The sequence below is a fragment of the Pseudomonas peli genome (assembly GCF_050563605.1).
GTDB classification, from domain to species: Bacteria; Pseudomonadota; Gammaproteobacteria; order Pseudomonadales; family Pseudomonadaceae; genus Aquipseudomonas; species Aquipseudomonas peli_A.
The window spans coordinates 1-21,517 of sequence record NZ_JBNXUH010000025.1 but is presented as its reverse complement, the minus strand read 5'-3'; the positions used below and the strand labels follow the sequence as shown (position 1 = coordinate 21,517).

The 21,517-nt window shown below is 61.6% G+C and carries 17 protein-coding genes; 6 read left to right on the top strand and 11 right to left on the bottom strand.

The features are described from left to right. Positions 1-45 precede the first annotated feature (45 nt). Complete coding sequence (gene trmL / locus ACQ4LH_RS19470; RefSeq protein WP_339730176.1) at positions 46-510, bottom strand: tRNA (uridine(34)/cytosine(34)/5-carboxymethylaminomethyluridine(34)-2'-O)-methyltransferase TrmL; 465 nt, start codon at positions 508-510, stop codon at positions 46-48. Between trmL and ACQ4LH_RS19465 the strand changes: the two genes are divergently transcribed. Then, positions 509-940: a hypothetical protein gene (locus ACQ4LH_RS19465; protein ID WP_430698701.1), complete on the top strand. Its 432-nt coding sequence runs from the start codon at positions 509-511 to the stop codon at positions 938-940. The genes trmL and ACQ4LH_RS19465 overlap by 2 nt on opposite strands. 287 nt (positions 941-1,227) lie before the next feature. On the opposite strand, the gene ntrC is transcribed toward ACQ4LH_RS19465, so the two are convergent. The 5 genes from ntrC to glnA all read right to left on the bottom strand — a co-directional run bounded on the left by ntrC (position 1,228) and on the right by glnA (position 6,724). After that, on the bottom strand, positions 1,228-2,661 hold the full coding sequence (ntrC, locus tag ACQ4LH_RS19460) for a nitrogen regulation protein NR(I) (protein ID WP_090254813.1): 1,434 nt from the start codon (positions 2,659-2,661) through the stop codon (positions 1,228-1,230). Continuing rightward, positions 2,658-3,743, bottom strand: a complete 1,086-nt coding sequence (glnL, locus tag ACQ4LH_RS19455) for a nitrogen regulation protein NR(II) (protein ID WP_430698700.1) — start codon at positions 3,741-3,743, stop codon at positions 2,658-2,660. The genes ntrC and glnL overlap by 4 nt, the downstream gene beginning before the upstream one ends. Before the next feature lie 207 nt (positions 3,744-3,950). Next, positions 3,951-4,568, bottom strand: coding sequence for a DUF4124 domain-containing protein (locus ACQ4LH_RS19450; protein WP_430698699.1), 618 nt, complete (start codon positions 4,566-4,568; stop codon positions 3,951-3,953). Positions 4,569-4,571: 3 nt separating this feature from the next. Further along, entirely contained in the window at positions 4,572-5,144 is a 573-nt protein-coding gene (locus ACQ4LH_RS19445; protein ID WP_430698698.1) for a DUF4124 domain-containing protein, read from the bottom strand. 173 nt (positions 5,145-5,317) lie between these two features. After that, complete coding sequence (gene glnA, locus ACQ4LH_RS19440; RefSeq protein ID WP_430698697.1) at positions 5,318-6,724, bottom strand: glutamate--ammonia ligase; 1,407 nt, start codon at positions 6,722-6,724, stop codon at positions 5,318-5,320. 326 nt (positions 6,725-7,050) lie between these two features. Here glnA and thiI point away from each other — a divergent pair, with 326 nt between their 5' ends. Beyond that, the gene (gene thiI, locus ACQ4LH_RS19435; protein WP_430698696.1) at positions 7,051-8,505 is read left to right on the top strand and encodes a tRNA uracil 4-sulfurtransferase ThiI; all 1,455 of its coding nucleotides are present in this window, start codon (positions 7,051-7,053) and stop codon (positions 8,503-8,505) included. Between the two features lie 161 nt (positions 8,506-8,666). After that, positions 8,667-10,487: a translational GTPase TypA gene (typA, locus tag ACQ4LH_RS19430; RefSeq protein ID WP_430698695.1), complete on the top strand. Its 1,821-nt coding sequence runs from the start codon at positions 8,667-8,669 to the stop codon at positions 10,485-10,487. Between the two features lie 80 nt (positions 10,488-10,567). Here typA and ACQ4LH_RS19425 read toward each other — a convergent pair whose 3' ends face one another. The 5 genes from ACQ4LH_RS19425 to ACQ4LH_RS19405 form a co-directional block, all read right to left on the bottom strand. Further along, a complete protein-coding gene (locus ACQ4LH_RS19425; protein ID WP_430698694.1) occupies positions 10,568-11,644 on the bottom strand; it encodes a polyamine ABC transporter substrate-binding protein in 1,077 nt (358 codons plus the stop codon). Positions 11,645-11,722: 78 nt separating this feature from the next. Continuing rightward, positions 11,723-12,064 (bottom strand): cupin domain-containing protein, encoded by a 342-nt coding sequence (locus ACQ4LH_RS19420; RefSeq protein ID WP_430698693.1) that lies wholly within the window; start codon positions 12,062-12,064, stop codon positions 11,723-11,725. A gap of 11 nt (positions 12,065-12,075) precedes the next feature. Beyond that, the gene (locus ACQ4LH_RS19415; protein ID WP_430698692.1) at positions 12,076-13,482 is read right to left on the bottom strand and encodes an NAD(P)/FAD-dependent oxidoreductase; all 1,407 of its coding nucleotides are present in this window, start codon (positions 13,480-13,482) and stop codon (positions 12,076-12,078) included. A 53-nt stretch (positions 13,483-13,535) separates the two neighbouring features. Continuing rightward, entirely contained in the window at positions 13,536-14,357 is an 822-nt protein-coding gene (locus ACQ4LH_RS19410) for a helix-turn-helix domain-containing protein (RefSeq protein ID WP_430698691.1), read from the bottom strand. Between the two features lie 45 nt (positions 14,358-14,402). After that, entirely contained in the window at positions 14,403-14,798 is a 396-nt protein-coding gene (locus tag ACQ4LH_RS19405; RefSeq protein WP_090254835.1) for a YkgJ family cysteine cluster protein, read from the bottom strand. Between the two features lie 244 nt (positions 14,799-15,042). Between ACQ4LH_RS19405 and ACQ4LH_RS19400 the strand changes: the two genes are divergently transcribed. From ACQ4LH_RS19400 to ACQ4LH_RS19390, 3 genes are all read left to right on the top strand, one after another. Then, entirely contained in the window at positions 15,043-18,633 is a 3,591-nt protein-coding gene (locus ACQ4LH_RS19400; RefSeq protein WP_430698690.1) for a DUF2339 domain-containing protein, read from the top strand. Beyond that, a complete protein-coding gene (locus tag ACQ4LH_RS19395; protein ID WP_430698689.1) occupies positions 18,630-20,000 on the top strand; it encodes a DUF3999 domain-containing protein in 1,371 nt (456 codons plus the stop codon). The genes ACQ4LH_RS19400 and ACQ4LH_RS19395 overlap by 4 nt, the downstream gene beginning before the upstream one ends. A gap of 194 nt (positions 20,001-20,194) precedes the next feature. Beyond that, positions 20,195-21,517 (top strand): histidine kinase N-terminal 7TM domain-containing protein (locus ACQ4LH_RS19390; RefSeq protein WP_430698688.1); only part of this gene is annotated, 1,323 nt, incomplete at its 3' end.

Here is a 21,517-nt window from a genome sequence, read left to right as displayed (position 1 = left end):
CCCTATGGGGCGTTTTTTTATGGGCTCCGTTCAGCGTGATCGACGCTACTGGGCGTCGGCAAAACCCTGCTGACGCCAGGCTTCATAGACCGCCACGGCGACGGTATTGGACAGGTTCAGGCTGCGACAACCTTCGCGCATCGGCAGGCGCAGGCGTTGTTCGGGCGGCAGGCTGTCGCGAATTTCCTGCGGCAGGCCGCGGCTTTCCGGGCCGAACAGGAAAGCATCGCCGGGCTGGTAGCTGACCTGGTGGAACGCTTGCGAACCCTTGGTGGTAAAGGCAAACACGCGTGGCTGGCCGATGCTCGCTAGGCAACTGTCGAGATCAGCGTGGCGCTGCAGGGTGGCGTATTCGTGATAATCCAGCCCGGCGCGGCGCAGGCGTTTGTCATCCAGCTCGAAGCCCAGCGGCTCGATCAGGTGCAGGTGGCAGCCGCTGTTGGCGCAGAGCCTGATAATGTTGCCGGTATTGGGTGGAATTTCCGGTTGAAAAAGGATGACGTGAAACATGCGCGGCTCCGAGCTTGAAGACGAGCAGCATTCTACAGACCCGCGCCCCCGTCCGTGGGTGCGGGTGATTGCTTCATTGGCGGTGTTTGGTTTTTTAATCGGTTTGATGATTGGCCGGCTGTTGCAGCCTGATCCGCTCTGGCTGGATCGCGTTGAGGTGCTCGATGATGGCCTGGCTCTATGGTTTAACGTCGAGCCGGTGCCGCGCGAGGAGCATGCCGGTGGCGTATTTATCCTGCGCCTGCAGAGTTTTGGTCGCCAGCAGCAAGGCCAGTTGCACGTGCAAGGGAAGTTGGCCAATTGGCGGTTGCAGCGAGAGAGACGGGATTTGTTGCTGAAAGTGGTGGCAGCCCGTCCATTGCGCGGCGAGTGGCGCGCTAAGGAGGTGGACGGGCGCTGGCGGCTGGTGGTCAGCCTGGTGGAGCAATAAAAGAGGGGAATCCCCGGCCTGCCTGTACCAAGGTCCCCAAAACTGGGATTACTTGAGTCTATGCAGGCTGTGTGCCAGTTTTATTACGTTGGCTGCGGGCCGCGTAAATACTGGGTTTCAGGGTTTCTATCGGCCGCGTTGGGCGCTACGCAAGCGCTGGGATGTGAACCGCAGCTGTGCACTTGATCGGTGCCGGTGCATTGCTCTGGCGCATTTTCAGTTGTTTGCGGCGTAAATAAAAACGGGCCCTGGCGGGCCCGTTTTGCATGCTGCGTCGCGTGAGCGGTTTAGTCGTCGCTATCCTCGTCATCGGCGCTTTCGACGTTCATGCCAAGTTCCTTGATCTTGCGGGTCAGGGTGTTGCGGCCCCAGCCCAGCAGCACGGCGGCGTCGCGGCGGCGGCCGGCGGTGTGCTTGAGGGCGGTTTCGATCATGATCCGCTCGAACGCCGGCACGGCGGTATCCAGCAGGCTGGATTGACCACGGCCCAGAGCCTGATCGGCCCACTGGCGCAGTGCCTGTTCCCAGTTGCTGACCGGTGCGCTTTCCTGCGGCTGGCTGAGCAGCTCCGGCGGCAGGTCGTCGACATGCACCTCACGACCCGAAGCCATGACGGTGATCCAACGGCAGGTGTTCTCCAGCTGGCGCACGTTGCCCGGCCACGGCAGCTGCTGCAGGTAGTCTTCGGTTTCGCTTTTCAGCAGCTTGGGTTCGACTGCCAGCTCCAGCGCGGCCCGGCTGAGGAAGTGCCGAGCCAGAGTCGGGATGTCTTCGCGGCGATCCGACAGCCGTGGAATATGAATGCGGATCACGTTGAGGCGGTGGAACAGGTCTTCACGGAACTTGCCGGCCTGTACCAGGCTTTCCAGGTTCTGGTGGGTGGCGGCGATAATTCGCACGTCCACTTTGACCGGGGTGTGCCCACCGACTCGGTAAAACTCGCCATCGGCCAGTACGCGCAACAGGCGAGTCTGGGTGTCGGCGGGCATATCGCCAATTTCATCGAGGAACAGCGTGCCGCCGTCGGCCTGCTCGAAACGCCCGCGTCGCTGGTTGGCCGCGCCGGTAAAAGCACCTTTTTCGTGGCCGAACAGCTCGGATTCCATCAGGTCCTTGGGGATCGCCGCCATGTTCAGGGCGATAAACGGCGAGGCCGCACGCGGGCTGTGACGGTGTAGGGCGTGGGCGACCAGCTCCTTGCCGGTGCCGGATTCGCCGTTGATCAGTACGGTGATATTCGAGTGCGAGAGACGGCCGATGGCGCGGAACACCTCCTGCATGGCCGGTGCTTCACCAATGATCTCCGGCGTACGTGGCTGCTCGACCGGCACAGCCAGGCTCTGCTGCTCCTGCGCATGCATGTTGGCGCGCTTGACCAGCGACACCGCTTCGTCGACATCGAATGGCTTGGGCAGGTACTCGAACGCGCCGCCCTGGTAGGACGCCACGGCGCTATCCAGGTCGGAATGAGCGGTCATGATGATCACCGGCAGGCGCGGGTACAGCTCGCGGATGCGCGCCAGCAGATCAAGGCCGCTGGCCCCCGGCATACGAATATCGGAAATGATCACATCGGGTTGCTGACGGCTCAGGCGGCTGAGCACGCCATCGGCGCTGTCGAAGCTCTGGGTGGTCATGCCTTCCTGTTGCAGGGCCTTTTCCAGGACCCAGCGGATGGAGCGGTCGTCATCGACAATCCAGACGGTTTCACTGCGACTCATGACGAAGTTACTCCTTGTTCCAGCGGCAGGAAGATCGAGAACACGGTGTGGCCAGGATGGCTCTCGCACTCGATCAGACCTTGGTGCTGACTGATGATGTTCTGGGTAATGGCCAGGCCCAGGCCGGTGCCGTCGGCACGCCCGCTGACCATGGGGTAGAAAATGGTTTCCTGCAGGTCGGGCGGAATGCCCGGGCCGTTGTCGATGATTTCGATCTTGGTCACCAGGCGATGGCGGCAATGGCCAATAGTGAACTGGCGCAGGGCGCGGGTACGCAGGGTGATACGGCCCAGGCGCAGATCGTTTTGTCCGGACAGTGCCTGCATGGCGTTACGCACGATATTCAGTACGGCCTGGATCATCTGTTCGCGATCAATCAGCACATCCGGAATGCTTGGGTCGTAGTCGCGCACCAGAATGATGCTGCCCTGGCTTTCCGCTTCCACCAGGCTGCCGACGCGCTCCAGTACCTCATGTACGTTGGTCAGTGCCAGCGACGGTAGTTTGTTCGAGCCGAGCATGCGGTCGACCAGGTTCCGCAGGCGATCGGCCTCCTCGATGATTACGTTGGTGTAATCCTTGAGGCTTTCCTCGGGCAGCTCGCGGGCTAGCAGCTGCGCGGCGCCACGGATGCCGCCGAGTGGATTCTTGATTTCGTGAGCCAGGCCGCGCACCAGCAGTTTGGTGGTTTCCTGCTTGGACAGCTGCGCCTCTTCCTTGGTGATGCGCAGCAGGCGGTCGCGCGGATGCACTTCCAGCAGCAGCAGGGTTTCGCCTTTGCTGAGCACCGGTGTCACCGCGTAGTCGACGGTCAGGGTCTGGCCGCTGACCGACGTCACCACCGCTTCACGCTTGTTGAATGGATGGGCGTGCTGGACGGCCTGGCGTAGTGCGCTCAGCGCTTCGCTGGATTCGGTAAACAGCTCGCTGATGAATTGCCCATGACTGCGCTGGCCGCTGACGGCCAGGAGCATCTCCGCTGCCGGGTTCATGTACTCAAGACGCAGGTCGTCGTTGAGCAGCAGCGTGGCAGTGGTCAGGTTGTCCAGCAGCAGGCGGTGCAGTGCGTCGTTGATGATCATATGGGATGTCAGCAGACCCTTGGGTTCCAGCAATGCAGCTGGAAAATGCAAGAAGCAAACCAAAGCCCCGAAAAGAAGCGTGTTTGGCCGTGGGATGCCGGGAATTAGCTGCTTTTCAGCGCAGCTGGGTCGCGCGCGGCGACCCAAAACAGGGAGAGTATAGAAATGCCGGGCAATAAGCGCACTGCTTTGGTGCGCATGGCCAATTTAGATAAATGGCACGAAGGGAATATCTTTCTTTTCCGGCGGCTTGTCCTTGAGTGGACACTCCGGGCGCACGCCGTAATCGGTCTTCTTGCAGGGATTGACCATGCGCTTCTGCGCCAGGGAGATGCGCAGCATATGGAACGGCTGAGTGGGGGTGCGTTCGATGATGCGGCCCTGCTGGTCGATGATTTCCACCGCCAGTTGGTGGGTGCCGCGGTCGATATTCTCCAGCGGGAATACCGGGCTGCTACCCGCTTCGCCCACCTGTACGCCGTCCAGTAGCAGGCGATAGCTGTGCTGGGGGAAAAGTTTCGGTTCGCTGTTGATGCTGACAATCAGGTTGCCGGCGCTGTCACGGATGGTCGCGTCAGGCTGCGGCACCAGAATACGCAGCAGGCTGTAGCGCTGGCTGGGTTCAGGTGGTGCTTCAATAACTGGCGCGGTTTGCGTCTGGATGGTCGGCATCGAATTGCTGGGCGCCAGTTCGACGCGCTCGGCGTCGCCCGACCGCGGTTTGTCGGTGAAGACGCGATTCCCTTCGCTATCTATATAGGTGTAGACCTGCGCGAAGGCAGGTAGAGCGAGCAGCATCAGGCTGCAAAACAGCAGATTGCGCATGGATCAAGGGGCCGGTTTGGGTGTTGGCTTGGGCGTAGGTTTTGGTGGCGGCGGACGCAGGGCTGGGCTGCTGGTATTGACCCGCTGCACGGTAAAGGTGGCAGTGGCGCTCTGCTGGATCGATTGCTCGCCGCTGAGTACTTCCACGGCCAAGCTGTGCTCGCCACGGTCGGCATTGCTTATTTGCAGGCGCGGTACGTTGCTCGGCTGGCCGTATGGCTTGCCGTCGAGTAGCAGGCGTAGGCGATGGTTGTTGGCCAGGCGCGGCTGAATGTCCACGCCAACGCTGAAGGTGCCGTTGTTGGCGCGCATGGCTTCATCGTCGGGGATGCCGGTCAGCTGCAGTGTGCTGTAAGGCGCCGCGCTGTCGGCGGTGTCTGGAGTTGTTGTCGCGGGCAGGCTGGGTACTGGCATCGACACGCTATTGGTTTTCGGCAGCTCGACATTCTGCGTCGCCTGGCCTTCCGGCGGCTGGTCGGTGAATACCGTGTTGCCATTGGCGTCGGTGTATTTGTAGATCTGTGCACTGGCCGGCAACGCCAGGCTCAGCAGCAGGCAGATGAGTAAAGGGCGCATTCCTGACTCTCCCGATTAGATGCCCTAAGCCTTGCACTCGTTTCGTGCTCTGGCAAGCGCGTTGATGGCTGCGCGTGTACCAGCGCAGATAACAGCGGGGTGAAAGGCGGCTTGCGTCTGCCGCTAAACGCAAAAAGGCCACCCGAAGGTGGCCTCTTGTATTGCGTGCGGGATTAGACGCTGTAGTACAGGTCGTATTCCAGCGGGTGTACGAAGGTGCGTACTTTGATTTCTTCTTCGCTCTTCAGCTCGAGGTAAGCGTCGATGAAGTCGTCGGAGAACACGCCGCCTTTAGTCAGGAACGCACGGCCTTTATCCAGCTCTTCCAGAGCTTCTTTCAGGCTGCCGCACACTTGCGGGATCAGCTTGCCTTCTTCTGGCGGCAGGTCGTAGAGGTTCTTGTCGGCAGCATCGCCAGGGTGGATCTTGTTCTGGATGCCGTCGATACCAGCCATCAGCAGGGCGGCGAAGGCCAGGTACGGGTTGGCAGCTGGATCCGGGAAGCGCGCTTCAATACGGCGGGCTTTCGGGCTCGACACGTAAGGAATACGGATCGAAGCCGAACGGTTACGGGCCGAGTAGGCCAGCATTACTGGAGCTTCGAAACCTGGGACCAGACGCTTGTAGGAGTTGGTCGACGGGTTGGTGAAGCCGTTCAGTGCTTTACCGTGCTTGATGATGCCGCCGATGAAGTACAGGGCGGTGTCGGACAGGCCGGCATAGCCTTCGCCAGCGAAGGTGTTCTTGCCATCTTTGGAGATGGACATGTGTACGTGCATGCCCGAACCGTTGTCGCCGTACAGCGGCTTCGGCATAAAGGTCGCGGTTTTGCCGTAGGCATCGGCCACGTTGTGTACGCAGTACTTCAGGGTTTGAACTTCGTCAGCCTTGGCAACCAGGGTGTTGAACTTCACGCCGATTTCGTTCTGCCCGGCAGTCGCCACTTCGTGGTGGTGAACTTCGATGACCAGGCCCATTTCTTCCATGGCATTACACATGGCAGTACGGATTTCGTGGTCGTGGTCGCACGGCGGAACTGGGAAGTAGCCACCTTTGACGGCTGGGCGGTGGCCCTTGTTGCCGCCTTCTATGTCAGCGTCGGTGTTCCAGGACGCCTGCTCGGAGAAGATCTTGAACATCGAACCGGAGATGTCGGACTTGAACTTCACTTCGTCGAAGATGAAGAACTCAGGCTCTGGGCCGACGAATACGGTGTCACCGATACCGGTGGTTTTCAGGAACTCTTCAGCGCGCTTGGCGATCGAACGCGGGTCACGATCGTAGCCTTGCATGGTGCTTGGCTCGATGATGTCGCAAACGATGATCAGGGTTGGCTCTTCGGTGAACGGATCCAGTACGGCGGTATCGTCAACCGGCAGCAGGATCATGTCGGAGGCTTCGATGCCTTTCCAGCCATGGATGGAGGAGCCGTCGAACATTTTGCCGACTTCGAAGAACTCGTCGTCCAGCGCATCGCGTGCCGGCATGGTCACGTGGTGCTGTTTGCCCTTGGTGTCGGTGAAGCGCAGGTCAACCCACTTCACGTCGTGTTCTTTAATAAGTTGAATCGACTTCGACATGCTGTCCTCCAGGTGGATAAGGCTCGAATCGTGAGCCCTCAATAGTACGGTACGGCCGCGGCATACTCCGCCAGGGCATCCTGCCTCACAAGGGAGCAAATTGCATGCCAGTGCACAGGAATGGGTGTAAGCCCTGAAACTCAGGGCTGGCGGGGGCTGCGCGGCGCTGCCTGGGAAATATTTGCACCGTTATGGGTCGCAATATTTGTTGCGCGCTCTTAAATGGTGCGCGCTTTGAGCGTGTGAGGATTTTTGATCAAAGCGTGAGCAATTTCCGCTATAATCCGCGCCCCTGTTTTTTCGCGGCCTCGGCACTCACTGTTTTCATGAAACTGATCGTTAAAGTCTTCCCAGAAATCACCATTAAAAGTCGGCCGGTGCGTAAGCACTTTATCCGGCAGCTGGCGAAGAACATTCGTTCGGTTTTGCGTGAGTTCGATCCACAGCTGCAGGTCAGCGGTGTGTGGGACAACCTGGAAGTCGAAACCCAGATCAGTGAGCCGAAAACCCTGCAGGCGATGATAGAGCGCCTGAGCTGCACGCCGGGCATCACTCATTTCCTGCAGGTCGATGAATACCCGCTGGGTGATTTCGACGACGTACTGGAAAAGTGCAAGCTGCACTTCGCCGATCAGCTGCCGGGCAAGATCTTCGCCGTGCGCTGTAAGCGCGCCGGCAAGCACACATTCAGCTCCATGGATGTTGAGCGCTATGTTGGCAGCCAGTTGCGCCAGCAGTGCGGCGCGGCCGGCATCTCGCTGAAGGATCCCGACGTCATCGTGCGTATGGAGATCCGCGACCAGCGCCTGTTCGTTATCCATCATCAGCACGAAGGCCTGGGCGGTTATCCGCTCGGCTCGCTGGAGCAGACCCTGGTACTGATGAGCGGCGGTTTTGACTCCACCGTCGCCGCTTACCAAATGATGCGGCGCGGCCTGATCACCCATTTCTGCTTCTTCAACCTTGGCGGCCGTGCCCACGAGCTGGGTGTGATGGAAGTGGCGCACTACCTCTGGCAGAAGTTCGGCAGCTCGCAGCGCGTCCTGTTTATCAGCGTGCCGTTTGAGGAGGTGCTGGGCGAGATTCTCGGCAAGGTCGACAACAGCCAGATGGGCGTGATCCTCAAGCGCATGATGCTGCGCGCCTCCACGCGCATGGCCGAGCGCCTGCAGATTGATGCGCTGGTCACCGGTGAGGCGATTTCCCAGGTCTCTAGCCAGACCCTGCCGAACCTCGCGGTGATCGATTCAGCCACCGACATGCTGGTGCTGCGCCCACTGCTCGCCAGTCATAAACAGGACATCATCGACACAGCCACGCGCATCGGCACCGCCGAGTTCGCCAAACATATGCCGGAATATTGCGGGGTGATTTCGGTCAACCCGACCACCAAGGCGAAGAAGCTGCGCATCGAGCATGAAGAAAATCAGTTCGATATGGCTATCCTCGAGCGTGCCCTGGAGCGCGCGACCCTGCTGCCGATAGACAAAGTGATCGACGAGCTGGGCAAGGACGTGCAGATCGAGGAAGTCACTGAAGCCCTGGCCGGTCATGTCATCATCGACATCCGCCACCCCGATAGCGCCGAAGATCAGCCCCTTGAGCTGCCCGGCATCGAAGTGCAAGCGCTGCCGTTCTATGCCTTGAACAGCAAGTTCAAGGAGCTGGATGAGGCGCGCCAGTACCTGTTGTATTGCGATAAAGGTGTGATGAGTCGTTTGCATGCCCACCACTTGCTGAGTGAGGGGCATGCCAATGTGCGCGTTTATCGTCCGGCATAAAACGCCCGGGTTGAATGGCGGCAGTATCCGCCATCGCCCTCCCGACCCACAGGCGGCGTAACAGCCACAGCGCTCGTACGCCGCCTGGCAGAAATCGCAATTAGTTAATACTCGCCGCCTAGAATAAGCGGCACACCGAATCCTCTGATCGAGATACACACGTGATCGAAAATCTACGCAACATCGCCATCATTGCCCACGTTGACCATGGTAAGACCACCCTGGTAGACAAACTTCTGCGCCAGTCCGGCACCCTTGAGCGCAACGAGCTCAACGACGAGCGCGTGATGGACAGCAACGACCAGGAAAAAGAGCGCGGTATTACCATTCTCGCCAAGAACACCGCGATCAACTGGAACGGCTACCACATCAACATCGTCGACACCCCCGGCCACGCCGACTTCGGCGGTGAAGTTGAGCGCGTGATGTCGATGGTTGACTCCGTGCTGCTGCTGGTCGACGCCCAAGACGGCCCGATGCCGCAAACCCGCTTCGTGACCAAGAAGGCCTTCGAAGCCGGCCTGCGTCCAATCGTGGTGATCAACAAGGTTGACCGTCCAGGCGCGCGTCCGGACTGGGTTCTGGACCAGATCTTCGACCTGTTTGACAACCTCGGTGCCACCGAAGAGCAGCTGGACTTCAAAGTCGTCTACGCCTCGGCCCTGAACGGCATTGCCGGTCTGGATCACACCGACATGGCTGAAGACATGACCCCGCTGTACCAGTCCATCGTCGACAACGTGCCGTCCCCGCAGGTTGATGTCGATGGTCCGTTCCAGATGCAAATCTCCGCACTGGACTACAACAGCTTCCTCGGCATTATCGGCGTTGGCCGTATCGCCCGTGGTCGCGTTAAGCCGAACACCCCGGTGGTCGCCATCGATGCTGACGGCAAGAAGCGCAACGGTCGTATCCTCAAGCTGATGGGTCACCACGGCCTGCACCGCATCGACGTTGAAGAAGCCACCGCCGGTGACATCGTCTGCGTCAGCGGCATGGACTCGCTGTTCATCTCCGACACCCTGTGCGACATCAACCATGTTGAAGCGATGACCCCGCTGACCGTCGACGAGCCGACCGTATCCATGACCTTCCAGGTCAACGATTCGCCGTTCTGCGGTAAAGAAGGCAAGTTCGTTACCAGCCGCAACATCAAAGAGCGTCTGGACAAAGAGCTGCTGTACAACGTGGCCCTGCGTGTTGAAGAAGGCGACAGCGCTGACAAGTTCAAAGTCTCCGGCCGTGGTGAGCTGCACCTCTCGGTACTGATCGAAACCATGCGTCGCGAAGGCTTCGAAATGGGTGTTGGTCGTCCGGAAGTAATCATCCGTACGGTCGACGGCGTGAAGCAGGAACCCTTCGAAAACGTCACCATCGACACCCCGGAAGAGTCCCAGGGCAAGGTCATGGAAGAGATGGGCCTGCGTAAGGGCGACCTGACCAACATGGTGCCGGATGGCAAAGGCCGTGTGCGTCTGGAATACAACATCCCTGCTCGTGGTCTGATCGGTTTCCGTAACCAGTTCCTGACCCTGACCAACGGTGCTGGCATCCTGACCTCGATCTTCGATCGCTACGACACCATGAAGTCCGGCGACATGTCCGGCCGTCAGAACGGTGTACTGGTATCGGTAGAAACCGGCAAGGCGCTGACCTACTCCCTGGAAACCCTGCAGGCGCGTGGCAAGCTGTTCGTCGAGCACGGTCAAGAGATCTACAACGGCCAGATCGTCGGTCTGAACAGCCGCGACAACGACATGGGCGTTAACCCAACCAAAGGCAAGAAGCTCGACAACATGCGTGCTTCCGGTAAGGACGAAACCATCGCTCTGGTTCCACCGGTGAAATTCACCCTGGAACAGGCTCTGGAATTCATCCAGGACGACGAGCTGTGTGAAGTTACGCCGAAGTCGATCCGTCTGCGTAAGAAGATCCTCGACGAAGGCGAGCGCACCCGCGCTGCTAAGAAAGCCAAGAACTGATCCAGTTCTAGCTGACTAAAAAGCCCCCGCCGGCGAGAGCCTGCGGGGGCTTTTTTATTGTCTGTAAAACTGATTCAGACTCAGATCCCGCTTTTGACCTTGCTCCAGATGCGCGTGCGTACGCGGTCGATCTTCAGGGGCATGGCTTCCAGGGCGTAGAGGTTGTCCATCGCGTCCTGCGGCGGGTAGACCGTGGCATCGGCTTTCAGCTTGGGGTCGACCAGGGTGTCGGCGGCGCTGTTGCCGTTGGCGTATTGCACGTAGTTGGTGATCTGCGCGATCACCTGGGGCTGCAGCAGGTAGTTCATAAAGGCATAGGCGGCCTGCTCGTTGTTGCTGTCGGCGGGCATGGTGACCATGTCAAACCAGATCGGCGTCCCTTCCTTGGGGATCACGTAGTTGATGCTGATACCGTTGTTCGCCTCAGTGGCGCGGTTGCCGGCTTGCATGATGTCGCCGGAGAAGCCCACGGCCATGCAGATATCGCCATTGGCCAGGTCGCCGACGTATTTGGATGAGTGGAAATAGCGCACGTTCTTGCGCATCTCCAGCAGCAGCGCTTCGGCCTTCTTGTAGTCCTCAAGGTTCTGGCTGTGGTGCGGCAGCCCCAGGTAATGCAAGGCGATGGGCAGCAGTTCCGGGCCGTTGTCGAGAATCGCCACGCCGCACTGGCTGAGCTTGGCCAGGTATTCGGGCTTGAAGATCAGGTCCCAGGAGTCGAGCGGCACATCTTCGCCGAGCACTTCGCGCACCTTGGCGACGTTGTAGCCGATGCCGGTGCTGCCCCACAGGTAGGGGAAGCCGTATTGGTTGCCGGGGTCGTTGGTTTCCAGGGCCTTCATCAGAATCGGGTTGAGGTTGTTCCAACCGGGTAGGCGACTCTTGTCGAGCTTCTTCAGTGCGCCACCCTGAATCTGCCGGGCCATATAGTGGTTGGACGGGAACACCACGTCATAGCCCGAGCGCCCGGCCATTAGCTTGGCGTCGAGGGTTTCATTGCTGTCGTACACATCGTAGTGGCTGCTGATGCCGCTGCTTTGCTCGAAGTGCTTGAGGGTGTCCGGGGCGATGTAGTCGGTCCAGTTGTAGATGCGCACGGTTTCTGCAGCCTGGCTGACGCTGCTGAGCAGCAGCAGAGGAAGCAATTTCTTCAGCATGGGAGTACCTCATCGTTTTTATCGGTGTTGTCGAAGTGGCAGTAGCAAGTGAAAGGCATTGGTCTGCGCTGGGCCGAGTTATTTCAGTAAGACGAAGCTCTTGCGCACGGTTTCCGTGATGTCCCACACGCCGAAGGTGTTGGCCGGCATTAGCAGGGCATCGCCGGCCTGGATCTGCATGGGCTCGCCGCCATCCGGGGTGAAGGTGCAGCGCCCGGCGATAAAGTGGCAGAACTCCTGCTGGGCGATCTGCCGGCGCCAACGCCCGGGTGTGCATTCCCAGATGCCGGCTGCGATGCCGTCGGCGTGTTCGATGCCCTGGCTGCTGGTTATAGCGACCGGCTCGCTGAGCGGGACGGCGACCGGGTTGACGTCCGGCAGGGGTAGTTGGGCGGTGTTCTTGAAGTGTTCGATGCTCATGAAACTCTCCGTTAACGCATGAATTTTTCCATGGTGCCGGCCAGGCTGCTGGCCAGCTTGCGCCGCCAGGGCGCGCTGTCTGGGTTGGCCAGCACACGGTCCTCATGCACAAAGCTCTGGATGATCGCGTTGTAGCCGAGCCAGCGCAGGGGTTCCGGCTCCCAGCGCGGCAGGCGGTTGATCGGCTGGTCGCCTAGCACCCAGGGTTGGCGGGTCAGCTCGCTCTGCTGGTCGAGAATCAAGTCGGCCAGGGTGCGTCCGCCGAGGTTACTGGCGCCGACGCCTTCGCCGCCGTAACCGCCGGACAACGCGATGCCGTTGCGGCGGTCCACCAGCATGTGCGGGCGAAAACGCCGCGCCATGCCGAGGTTGCCGCCCCAGGCGTGGGTGATGCGTACTTGCTTGAGTTGCGGGAACAGCTCGCCAAACAGGTAGCGGCGCAGGTCGCGCTCGTCCTCACTGAGGTTGAAGTCGTGGCGCAGTTGGCCGCCAAAGCGATAGCCGCCACGGGCGCCAAACACCAGCCGGTCGTCGGCGCTGCGCTGGCCGTAGGTCACCTGGCGACTGTTCTCGCTGAAGGCCTGACCGCGCTCCAGGCCAATGTCGGCCCAGACTTCTTTGGGCAGCGGCTCGGTGGCCACCAGCAGGCTTTGTACCGGTAACTGATGGTTGCCCAGGGGCGGCAGGCTGGCGGCATAGCCTTCCACGGCCGGGACGATCCAGTCGGCGCGCACGCTGCCGCCGGCGGTGCGCACCAGGCCGGTTTGCCAGTCGATAACCCGGCTCTGCTCATACAGCTCGACGCCCATAGCGGCCACGCAGCGCGCCAGACCGCGCACCAGTTTGGCTGGTTGAATGGTCGCGCAGTGCGGCGTGTAAATCGCGCCGAAGGCGTTGGCCAGCTGCAGCTGTTTGCCTAGATCGAAGGGCGTCAACCAGCGGTAGTCGTTTTCATCCAGACCCAGGTCGCGTAACTCAGCCAGGTGCTGGCGCAGGCTGGTCAGCTGCTCGGGGTAGCGCGCGGCGCAATACAGCACGCCGGCTTTGCGGTAATCGCAGGCGATCTGTTCGCGCTGTAGCACGCTGGCGACTTCATCGGGAATGCCGTGCAGCAGGGCATAGGCGCTCTGCCGCGCTGCGCTGGGCTGGTCGGCGAGCAGGTGATCCTGGCCGAGCAGGTTGCCCATCAGCCAGCCGCCGTTGCGCCCGGAGGCGCCGAAGCCGGCAATCTCGCCTTCGAGGATGACGATGCGCAGCTGTGGTGCTTTGCGCTTGAGGTAGTAGGCGGTCCACAGGCCGGTATAGCCCGCGCCGATAATGGCTACATCGGCGTGCAGGTCTTCGGTCAGCGCGGGGCGGGCGGTCAGCGGTTCGTCCAGCTGATCCATCCACAGGCTGAGGGAGCGCCATGGGCTCATCGTCGATCTCCGGCAGTCAATCACTATGCGATGCGCAGAGACTAGGAGGTCGATCAGGGCTTGTCTTGTGTGCGTGCCCGCAAGGAAATTTGTTTGAGGTAGGCCTTGGGCGACATGCCGGTGTGCCGGCGGAAGCAGCTGTAGAACGCCGAGAGCGAATTGAACCCGGCGGCGAAGGCCAGCTCATCGATGCGCTGCAGGTCGTTGCCGGCCTCCAGGCTGGCGAGCAGGTGCTGCAAGCGCTTGTGGTTGATATAGCGGTAGAAGCTTTGGCCGAGCACCTGGTTGAGCAGGTGGGAGATCTGGTTGCGGCTGTAACCGGTGGTCGCGGCGACCTGTTGCAGGCTCAGCTGCGGGTCGAGGTAGGCCTGGGCGCGCTGCATGTAGTCTTCCAGGTCCTGCGCCAACAGGCCCAGCTGGCGGGCACTGAGGCCTAGGCGGCTAAGGGCCGGGCGGGAGTCAGTGCTAGAGGACTGCTCGCGTTCTTCGCGCATCAACGTGGCGTATTCATGGATGCGCCAGATCAGCCCGTCACGCACGGTAATCGCCTCGCCGGTGCGAAACGCCAGCAGGCCGCCACTGCCGTGCAGGCTGATGCGGTACTGGATAAATGCGGTATGGCCGTCGATGCGGATGCGGTCTGTGTGCTCCAGGGCTTCACCGGGCTGGCGCGGCAGGTTGTTGCGCACGTACTCGCGCAGCTCGGCAAAGCCCATGCAGCGCTGCTGGAAGAAGTCGTGGTACTGGATATCGGGGTGATACAGCGCCATCACCGCGTCGAGGTCGCGGTCTTTCCAGCTGTAGTGATAACGCATCACCGTGGCGCGGGTGCGCTCGGTCTGCTGGGCGTCATCGGGGAAGTCGGCGTTATCCATGCCGCCCAGCTTGCACGAGGCTTGCTGGCAGCTCAATCCCGTAACTTAGCTCTTCGGCTTGTACGCGCAATAGCCTGGGCGTGGGCCGATCTTCGGGTGGTTGCGGCAGGTATCCGGGCGCTTTTCGTAGATGGTGCACAGACGGGTTTTGCGATCGAGGTAGTAGCAGTCGTTATTGCTCATGCGGGTCAGGGTGAAGATGCCTGACTTCTGATGGAAGCGTTCGACGATGCCGTCTTTCTGCAAGCGCTTGGCGATGTTCTTCAGTGGCTCGCTGCGTTCGAACTCATCGACCACGCCGATGCGAATCAGGTCGTTCAGGCGCGCCTCGACCGGCAGCGTGCAACAGCTGGACATGCAGCTGTGGCACATATCAGCGGTGTATTTGGCCCAGGTTTCCAGGCGGTCGAGTTCGGCGGCGGCAATCAGGTTGTTTTTCATCGGAGCAGGCATGCATCAGTTATGCGGCGCGCGATGATAGCGGCCTTGCGGCGTTTGTGAATGACTATCTGCCGGCTGGTCATAATTTGTGCTGTTGTGGCTGGCACAATTTCTTGTTGTGCTGTGATGCGTGCGGCATTCGTCTCTCTGGGTATGCCCCGGTCAGGCTCCTATACTGCTGCGCAGTTCGCGCCGGGTGCCGGGCAACAGGATGTTCGGGTTTAGCTGAATAGGAAGGCGCTGCATGCAATGGATTTTCATGCTGGTGGGCTTGGTGCTCGGGGCCTTGGCGGATGAGACGCTGACAGCCTCGCTGCTGGGTGCCCTGATTGGTCTGGGCCTTGGTCAGGCGCTCAAGCTGCATGGGCTGGAGCGCGAGAATGCCGCGCTGATGGCGCAGCTCAAGGCCTTTTCCCTGCGCTTCGAGCAGGGCACTGCGGCGCTATATGAGCGTTTGCTCAAGTTGGAGCAGGGCGCCACACCAGCCCCTGAGGCGCCGCCAGCGCCGCAGCCGGTCAACCCTGTTGCCGAGCCTGCACCGGAGCCTATAGTCGCTGCCCAGGCGGCCCAGCCTGAACTGGACTGGACCCTGGATTTTGTCCTGCCGGAACCTGCTCCTGAGCCTGTCGCACCTATGCAGGCTACGGCCGAACCGGCCGCCGCGCCGATCAAGCCGCCTCCCGCTAAGCCATGGAAACCTGCCGAACCGCGTCAGCCAACTCTGCTTGAGCGAGGTTTTACTGCGGCCAAGGACTGGTTGCTGGGCGGTAATACAGTGCTGCGCGTCGGTGTGGTGCTGCTGTTTCTCGGTCTGGCCTTCCTGCTGCGTTACGCCACCGAAGGCGTGGTGGTGCCAGTGGAGTTGCGTTATGCCAGCGTCGCCGCCAGCGCCGTGGCGCTGTTGGCTCTGGGCTGGTGGCTGCGTCTGCGTAACCCCAACTATGCATTGATGCTGCAGGGCACCGGGATTGCCGTGTTGTACCTGACGGTGTTTGCCGCCATGCGCCTGCATCCGTTGCTGGACCCCGGCGTGGCGCTGGGCTTGCTGGTGCTGGTGACGGTGTTTTCGGCGATTCTGGCGGTCAAGCAGAATGCCCTGGGCCTTGCGGCTGCAGCGGCTTTGGGCGGTTTTGCCGCGCCGATCCTGACGTCTACCGGCAGCGGCAATCATGTGGCGCTGTTCAGCTACTTCGCCCTGCTCAACGCCGGGATCTTTGCCATCGCCTGGTTCAAGGCCTGGCGCCTGCTCAACCTGATTGGTTTTGTCGGCACCTTCGGCATCGGTTTCGCCTGGGGCATTCGCTCCTACAAGCCGGAGCTGCTGTGGAGCACTGAGCCGTTCCTGATTCTGTTCTTCCTGATGTATGTGGCCATCGGTCTGCTATTTGCCCGGCGCAAGCTGCGTGAGGCTCTGGACGCGCCCGAGGATCGCGATGCGCTGCTGCGCTGGGCGGCGCGCAAGGGCGACTACATCGATGCCACTGTGCTGTTCGGTCCGCCGCTGGTGGGTTTTGGTCTGCAGTTTGCGCTGGTGCAGCACATCGAGTTTGCCGCCGCGTTCAGTGCGCTGGCGCTGGGGCTGTTCTATCTGCTGCTGGCACGGATGCTGGTCGGCCGCACCGGTGATCGCGCTGTACTGCTAGTGGAAACCTGCCTGGCGCTGGGTGTGGTGTTCGGCAGCCTGGCGATTCCCTTGGGCCTGGATGCCCGCTGGACCTCGGCCGCCTGGGCGGTGGAAGGCGCGGGTATCTTCTGGCTTGGCCTGCGTCAGCAGCGCAGCCTGGCGCGGGCGTTTGCCTTGCTGCTGCAGTTTGGCGCAGCGCTGGCGTTTGCCATCGGCCTGCGCGGCGGCGAGCTGACCCTGCTGGATGGTGCGCCGCTGGGCGCGTTGATGCTTGGCGTGGCCTTGCTGTTCAGTTACTGGCAGTTGCGCCAAAACACCGAGCACGCCAGCAGCTGGGAAGTGCGTGGGCTGCCGCTGCTGGCCTGTGCTGGGTTGGCGTTCCTCTATCTGATTGCGCCATTGCTGTTTGCCGCCCAGGGCACGGCGATCAGCTGGGCGCTGGCCGGCCTGCTGACGCTGTGGCTGGGTTTGCGCCTACAGGCGCGGAGTTTCCTGTTCAGCGCCTTTGCCGTGCAGTTGCTCGGTGGTCTGGTATTTATGCTGGACATGGCCGGCAATGCGGCCACCGGCATGGGCGGCTTCTCTGCCGGTTGGCAGGGCTTGCTGACCTCCTCGCTGATCGGCTTTGGCCTGATCGCCGGCATGCTGCTGGCCGCCCGTGATCCGCAGGTGGGCGCTGATCGCCGCCTGCTGCGTGGCTTGTCAGTGGTGCTGCTGGTCGGGCTGGTGTTTCTCAATCTGGCGGTGCTGTTTGTGCTGCCTTGGGCCACGGCCAGCGCGGTATGGGGCGGCAGCGGGCTGCTGATCATCTGGCTCAGTTTGCATCTGCAGCAACGCGCCAGTTTTGTCTTCGGCCTGTTGTTGCAGGTGCTGGCGGGGCTGGTGTTTCTCGCAGTCAGCCCGCTGCTGTTCGGTCAGCTCTCGGCCGAGGGGCTTCGGCCGCTGGCCCATATGGATTTCTGGACGCCGCTGGTACTCGGCATGGCCGCTTTGGTCGGCGCCTGGCGCTTGCAACAGCTGGCCCGTCGCGAGGCGTCCAGCGCCCTTGGCAATTTCAGTTTGCTTGGCCTGGCGCAACTGCTGCTGGTATGGGGCGCGGCCTGGTGGGCGCTGGCGCTGAGCAGTGAAGTGCTGCGCTTTGTCGCCGCTGAATGGCAGAGCGGCGCCTTGCTTGCGGTGTTGGCGGCCAGCGTCGCCTTGGCTGCATTCCTTGCGCCGCGCACACACTGGTCGGAATTGGCGCTGCTGTGCTGCCTGCTGACACCGCTGGCCGGTGTGGTGTTGCTGCACGCCTGGCACCTGCACTATCACCCCGCGGCGCAGTTCGGCTGGCTTGCCTGGGCGCTGCTGTTCGCCGTGCACTTCTGGGCGCTACGGCGTCTGGCTGCACAGTTGCCAGCGGGTGCACTGAGCGCGGCCCATGTGCTGGGCTGCTGGTTGCTGTTGGGTGTACTGGCGCTGGAATTGCGCTACCTGCTGCTGGCGCTATCGGAGCATTACAACGCCTGGCGCTGGCTGGGCTGGGCGCTGCTGCCAAGTGCCTATTTGTGGCTGATGGCGCTGCCACGCCGCTGGCCATGGCCGCTGGCGGCCTATCCACGGGAATACCGCTTGCTGGCTGCGGCCCCGCTGGCGCTACTGATGCTGGGCTGGTTCTGGCTGGCCAACGTGGTCAGTGCCGGCGACGCTGAACCGCTGGCCTACCTGCCGCTGCTCAACCCGCTGGAGCTGGGCCTGCTGTTTGCCCTTGGCGCGGTGTTCGCCTGGGCGCGCATGGGGTTGGCCGAGCTGGGCGTGGACGCCGTGCGCAGTCAGTGGCTGACTCAGGCCGTGGCGGGGGCTTCGCTGTTCGCCCTGCTGACCGCGATGGTGATGCGCACCGCTCATCATTGGGGCGGCGTGCCTTATCAGTTGGATGCGCTGCTCGATTCGATGCTGGTGCAGGCCGGGCTGTCGATCGTCTGGACGCTGATCGCCCTGCCGCTGATGGTCCTCGGCAATCGTCGTGGTCGGCGCGAGCTGTGGCTGATCGGTGCGGCGTTGATCGCCCTGGTGGTGGCCAAGCTGTTCTTCGTCGAATTGGGTAATCGCGGTGGCCTGGAGCGCATCGTGTCGTTTATTGGAGTGGGCGTGTTGCTGCTGGTGGTGGGCTATTTCGCCCCCTTGCCGGCACGCAAGGCGGATGCGCAACAGCCGCAGGAGCAAGCATGATCAGTCGTTTAATTCACCGAGTGGGCAGCGCTGCGTTGCTTGGCCTGTTGTGCAGTACGCCAGCCCTGGCGCAGGAGCAGCCTGCGGACTATGCCGTGCAGCTGCCGCTGAGCCTCAGTGGCGAAGGCCCCTGGTATCGCTTGGATGTGCCTATGGCGTTGCATTTCGCTGCGCGATATGGCGATTTGCGTGACCTGCGGGTGTTCAACGCCGAAGGCCAGGCCTTGGCCTACGCCTTGGTAGCGGGGCAGGGCGAGTCGCGTGACAGCCAGCAGGTGCAGGCTGTTAAGTGGTTTCCGCTGTATGCCGAGCAAGGCGACAGCAGCGCCACACCCAGCCTACGGGTACAGCGCAGCACCAGCGGCACGCTGATCGAGCTGCTCGATGAGGCGGACTCCTCAGACAAACCAGCCTTGCTGCGTGGTTGGCTGCTGGATGCCAGCGCACTGCAAGAGCCGTTGGTGCATCTGCAACTGGACTGGAGCGGCGGCCAGGAAGGTTTTCAGCGTTTTAGCATCGAAGCCAGTGATGACCTGCAAGACTGGCAGCCCTGGGGCAGTGGCCAATTAGCGCGTCTGTCGTTTGATGGCGAGCGTGTCGAACAGCGCCAGGTCGAGCTGCCGGGGCGCAAGGCGCGCTACCTGCGCCTGCTCTGGCAAAGCCCGCAACAAGCACCGCAACTAACGGCGGCCAGCCTGCGCAGCCAGCGTAGTGACAGCGTGCCAGCACCGCTGGTGTGGTCGCAGCCGCTGGCGGCGACGCGCAGCCCGGATGGCGAATATCAGTGGCAACTGCCCCTGGCCTTGCCGCTGGAACGGCTCAAGGTCGAACTCACGCAGGCCAACAGCCTGGCGCCGATCCGCGTCAGTGGCCGCAGCGAAGCCAAAGGCGCTTGGCAATCACTGGCTCAGGGCTTGCTCTATCGGCTGCCAGAAAATGGCGTGGAAATCCGTCAGGATGAACTGCCGTTGCCGGGCTGGGCGGTGCAGCAATTGCGTCTGCAGGTGGATGAACGGGGTGGCGGCCTGGGCGTCGAACCGCCGCAGATCGCGGTAGCGGTGCGTGCCACCCAGCTGGTGTTTCTCCAGCGCGGCAGTCCGCCCTATCGGTTGGCGCTGGGGCGGGCAGGTGCAACGTCGGCCGCCTTGCCGTTGACTACGCTGATTCCTGGCTATCAACCGCAGCGCCTGCAGCAACTGGGCACGGCCGAGGCACAATTGCAGGCTGATAACCTGGCGCAGCAAGAGCAGGCAGCGGCTGGTGAGAGCAACTGGAAACGCTGGGGCTTGTGGCTGGTGCTGCTGCTGGGCGTGGGCTTGCTGGCGCTGATGGCGGTCAGTCTGTTGCGCCGGCCGAGTGCTGAATAGAGCCTGTTAGCAGAAATAAAGCCCAGCTGCCTAACGAATTTTGCAGTATGGTTGGCATCTTCAATTGATTGGCGTTTGAGGTCAGGAAGGCCCTTGCGTATTTCTACTGCGACCCGTCTTCGGGTGATTCCCGTGCGTTTGCCAGGCTCGATTGGCAAACGCGCCGAGCCGTTTTCCTTGGCAGTGCCCTACCGATGAATGCCTGCGGTGATTCCGGCTGGGCGCTCAGTGGGCCGGTGATTCTGACTTCTGTGGTCTGCATCGGTGTGTTGCTGTTGGCTCACTGGGTTACGCGTCAGCGCTATTTTCCGGGGCGCGAGAGTTTTATCGTGCTGCACCTGGCGAGCCTCTGGTGGTTGCTTGCCGCGAGCCTGGAAATGGCTGCGCAAGGCGCGCAGTGCAAGGTGTTCTGGGCCACCATGGCCTGGCCGGGGATTCTTGTAGTGCCCACCTTCTGGGCGATCTTCCTCTGGCAATACGTCAACAGCGTGCGGCAACCGCTGCCGCTGCGCAGCGCGCTAGGGTTGGCCGTGGTGCCGGTGCTGATCTGGCTGATGGCCCTGAGCAACCCCTGGCATGGCCTGTTCTACGGCGCAGGTACCGCGCCGCTCAGTGATGAGCCGGGCGCGCCGATTCGCTACCAGCATGGGCCGCTGTTCTACGCCGCCGCCGCTTATGTCTACCTGTTTATGACCTTCTGCATGGGCGTGGTGCTGCGTGCGGCGATCGTCAGTTATGGCGTTCATCGGCGGCATTACTTGGCCTTTGTCTTTGTCACGGCGGTGCCCTGGGTCGCCAATATCAGCTATGTGGTGTTCGGCTGGATGCTATTTGGCTTTGACCCGACGCCCTTCAGTTTCGCCTTTACCCTGGTGGCCTTTGCCTGGCTGATCGTCGGCGTGCGCCTGTTCGACCTGCTGCCTGTGGCTCGCCATCTATTGCTGGATGCGTTGCTCGATCCGGTGCTGGTGGTCGATGCGCAGCTGCGGGTGATCGAGGCTAACCCGGCGGCATTGAAGCTGGCCAGCTTGCGCAGCGGCTGGCAGGGCCGACAGCTAGAGGACTGGCCGATTCTGGGTGCCGACTTGCAGCAGTTGCTCAGCCGGCACAACCACGGTGAGCAGGAACAACTGCTGACCCTGGCCAACTCGGCGCGCTACTTCGAAGTGCGTATCCGCGCCATCGAGCGGGTGACCCATCGCGGCACCTTGGTGTTGGGGCAGATGCTCTACCTGCGCGATGTCACCCAGCGTCATCTCAGCGAGTTGAAATTGGCCGAAGCCCTGGCCCTGAGCGAGGAGCGCCTGCGCACCATCACCAACCTGCACGAGCAACTGCAGGAGCAGGCGCTGTGTGACCCGCTGACCGGGTTGTACAACCGCCGCTATCTCGACGAATTCTTTGCCCGTGAGCTGGCAGTGGCGCAGCGCGAGCGCACGCCGATCTCCCTGGCTCTGATCGATCTGGACCATTTCAAGCAGCTCAACGACGAACATGGCCACCTCGAAGGCGACGAT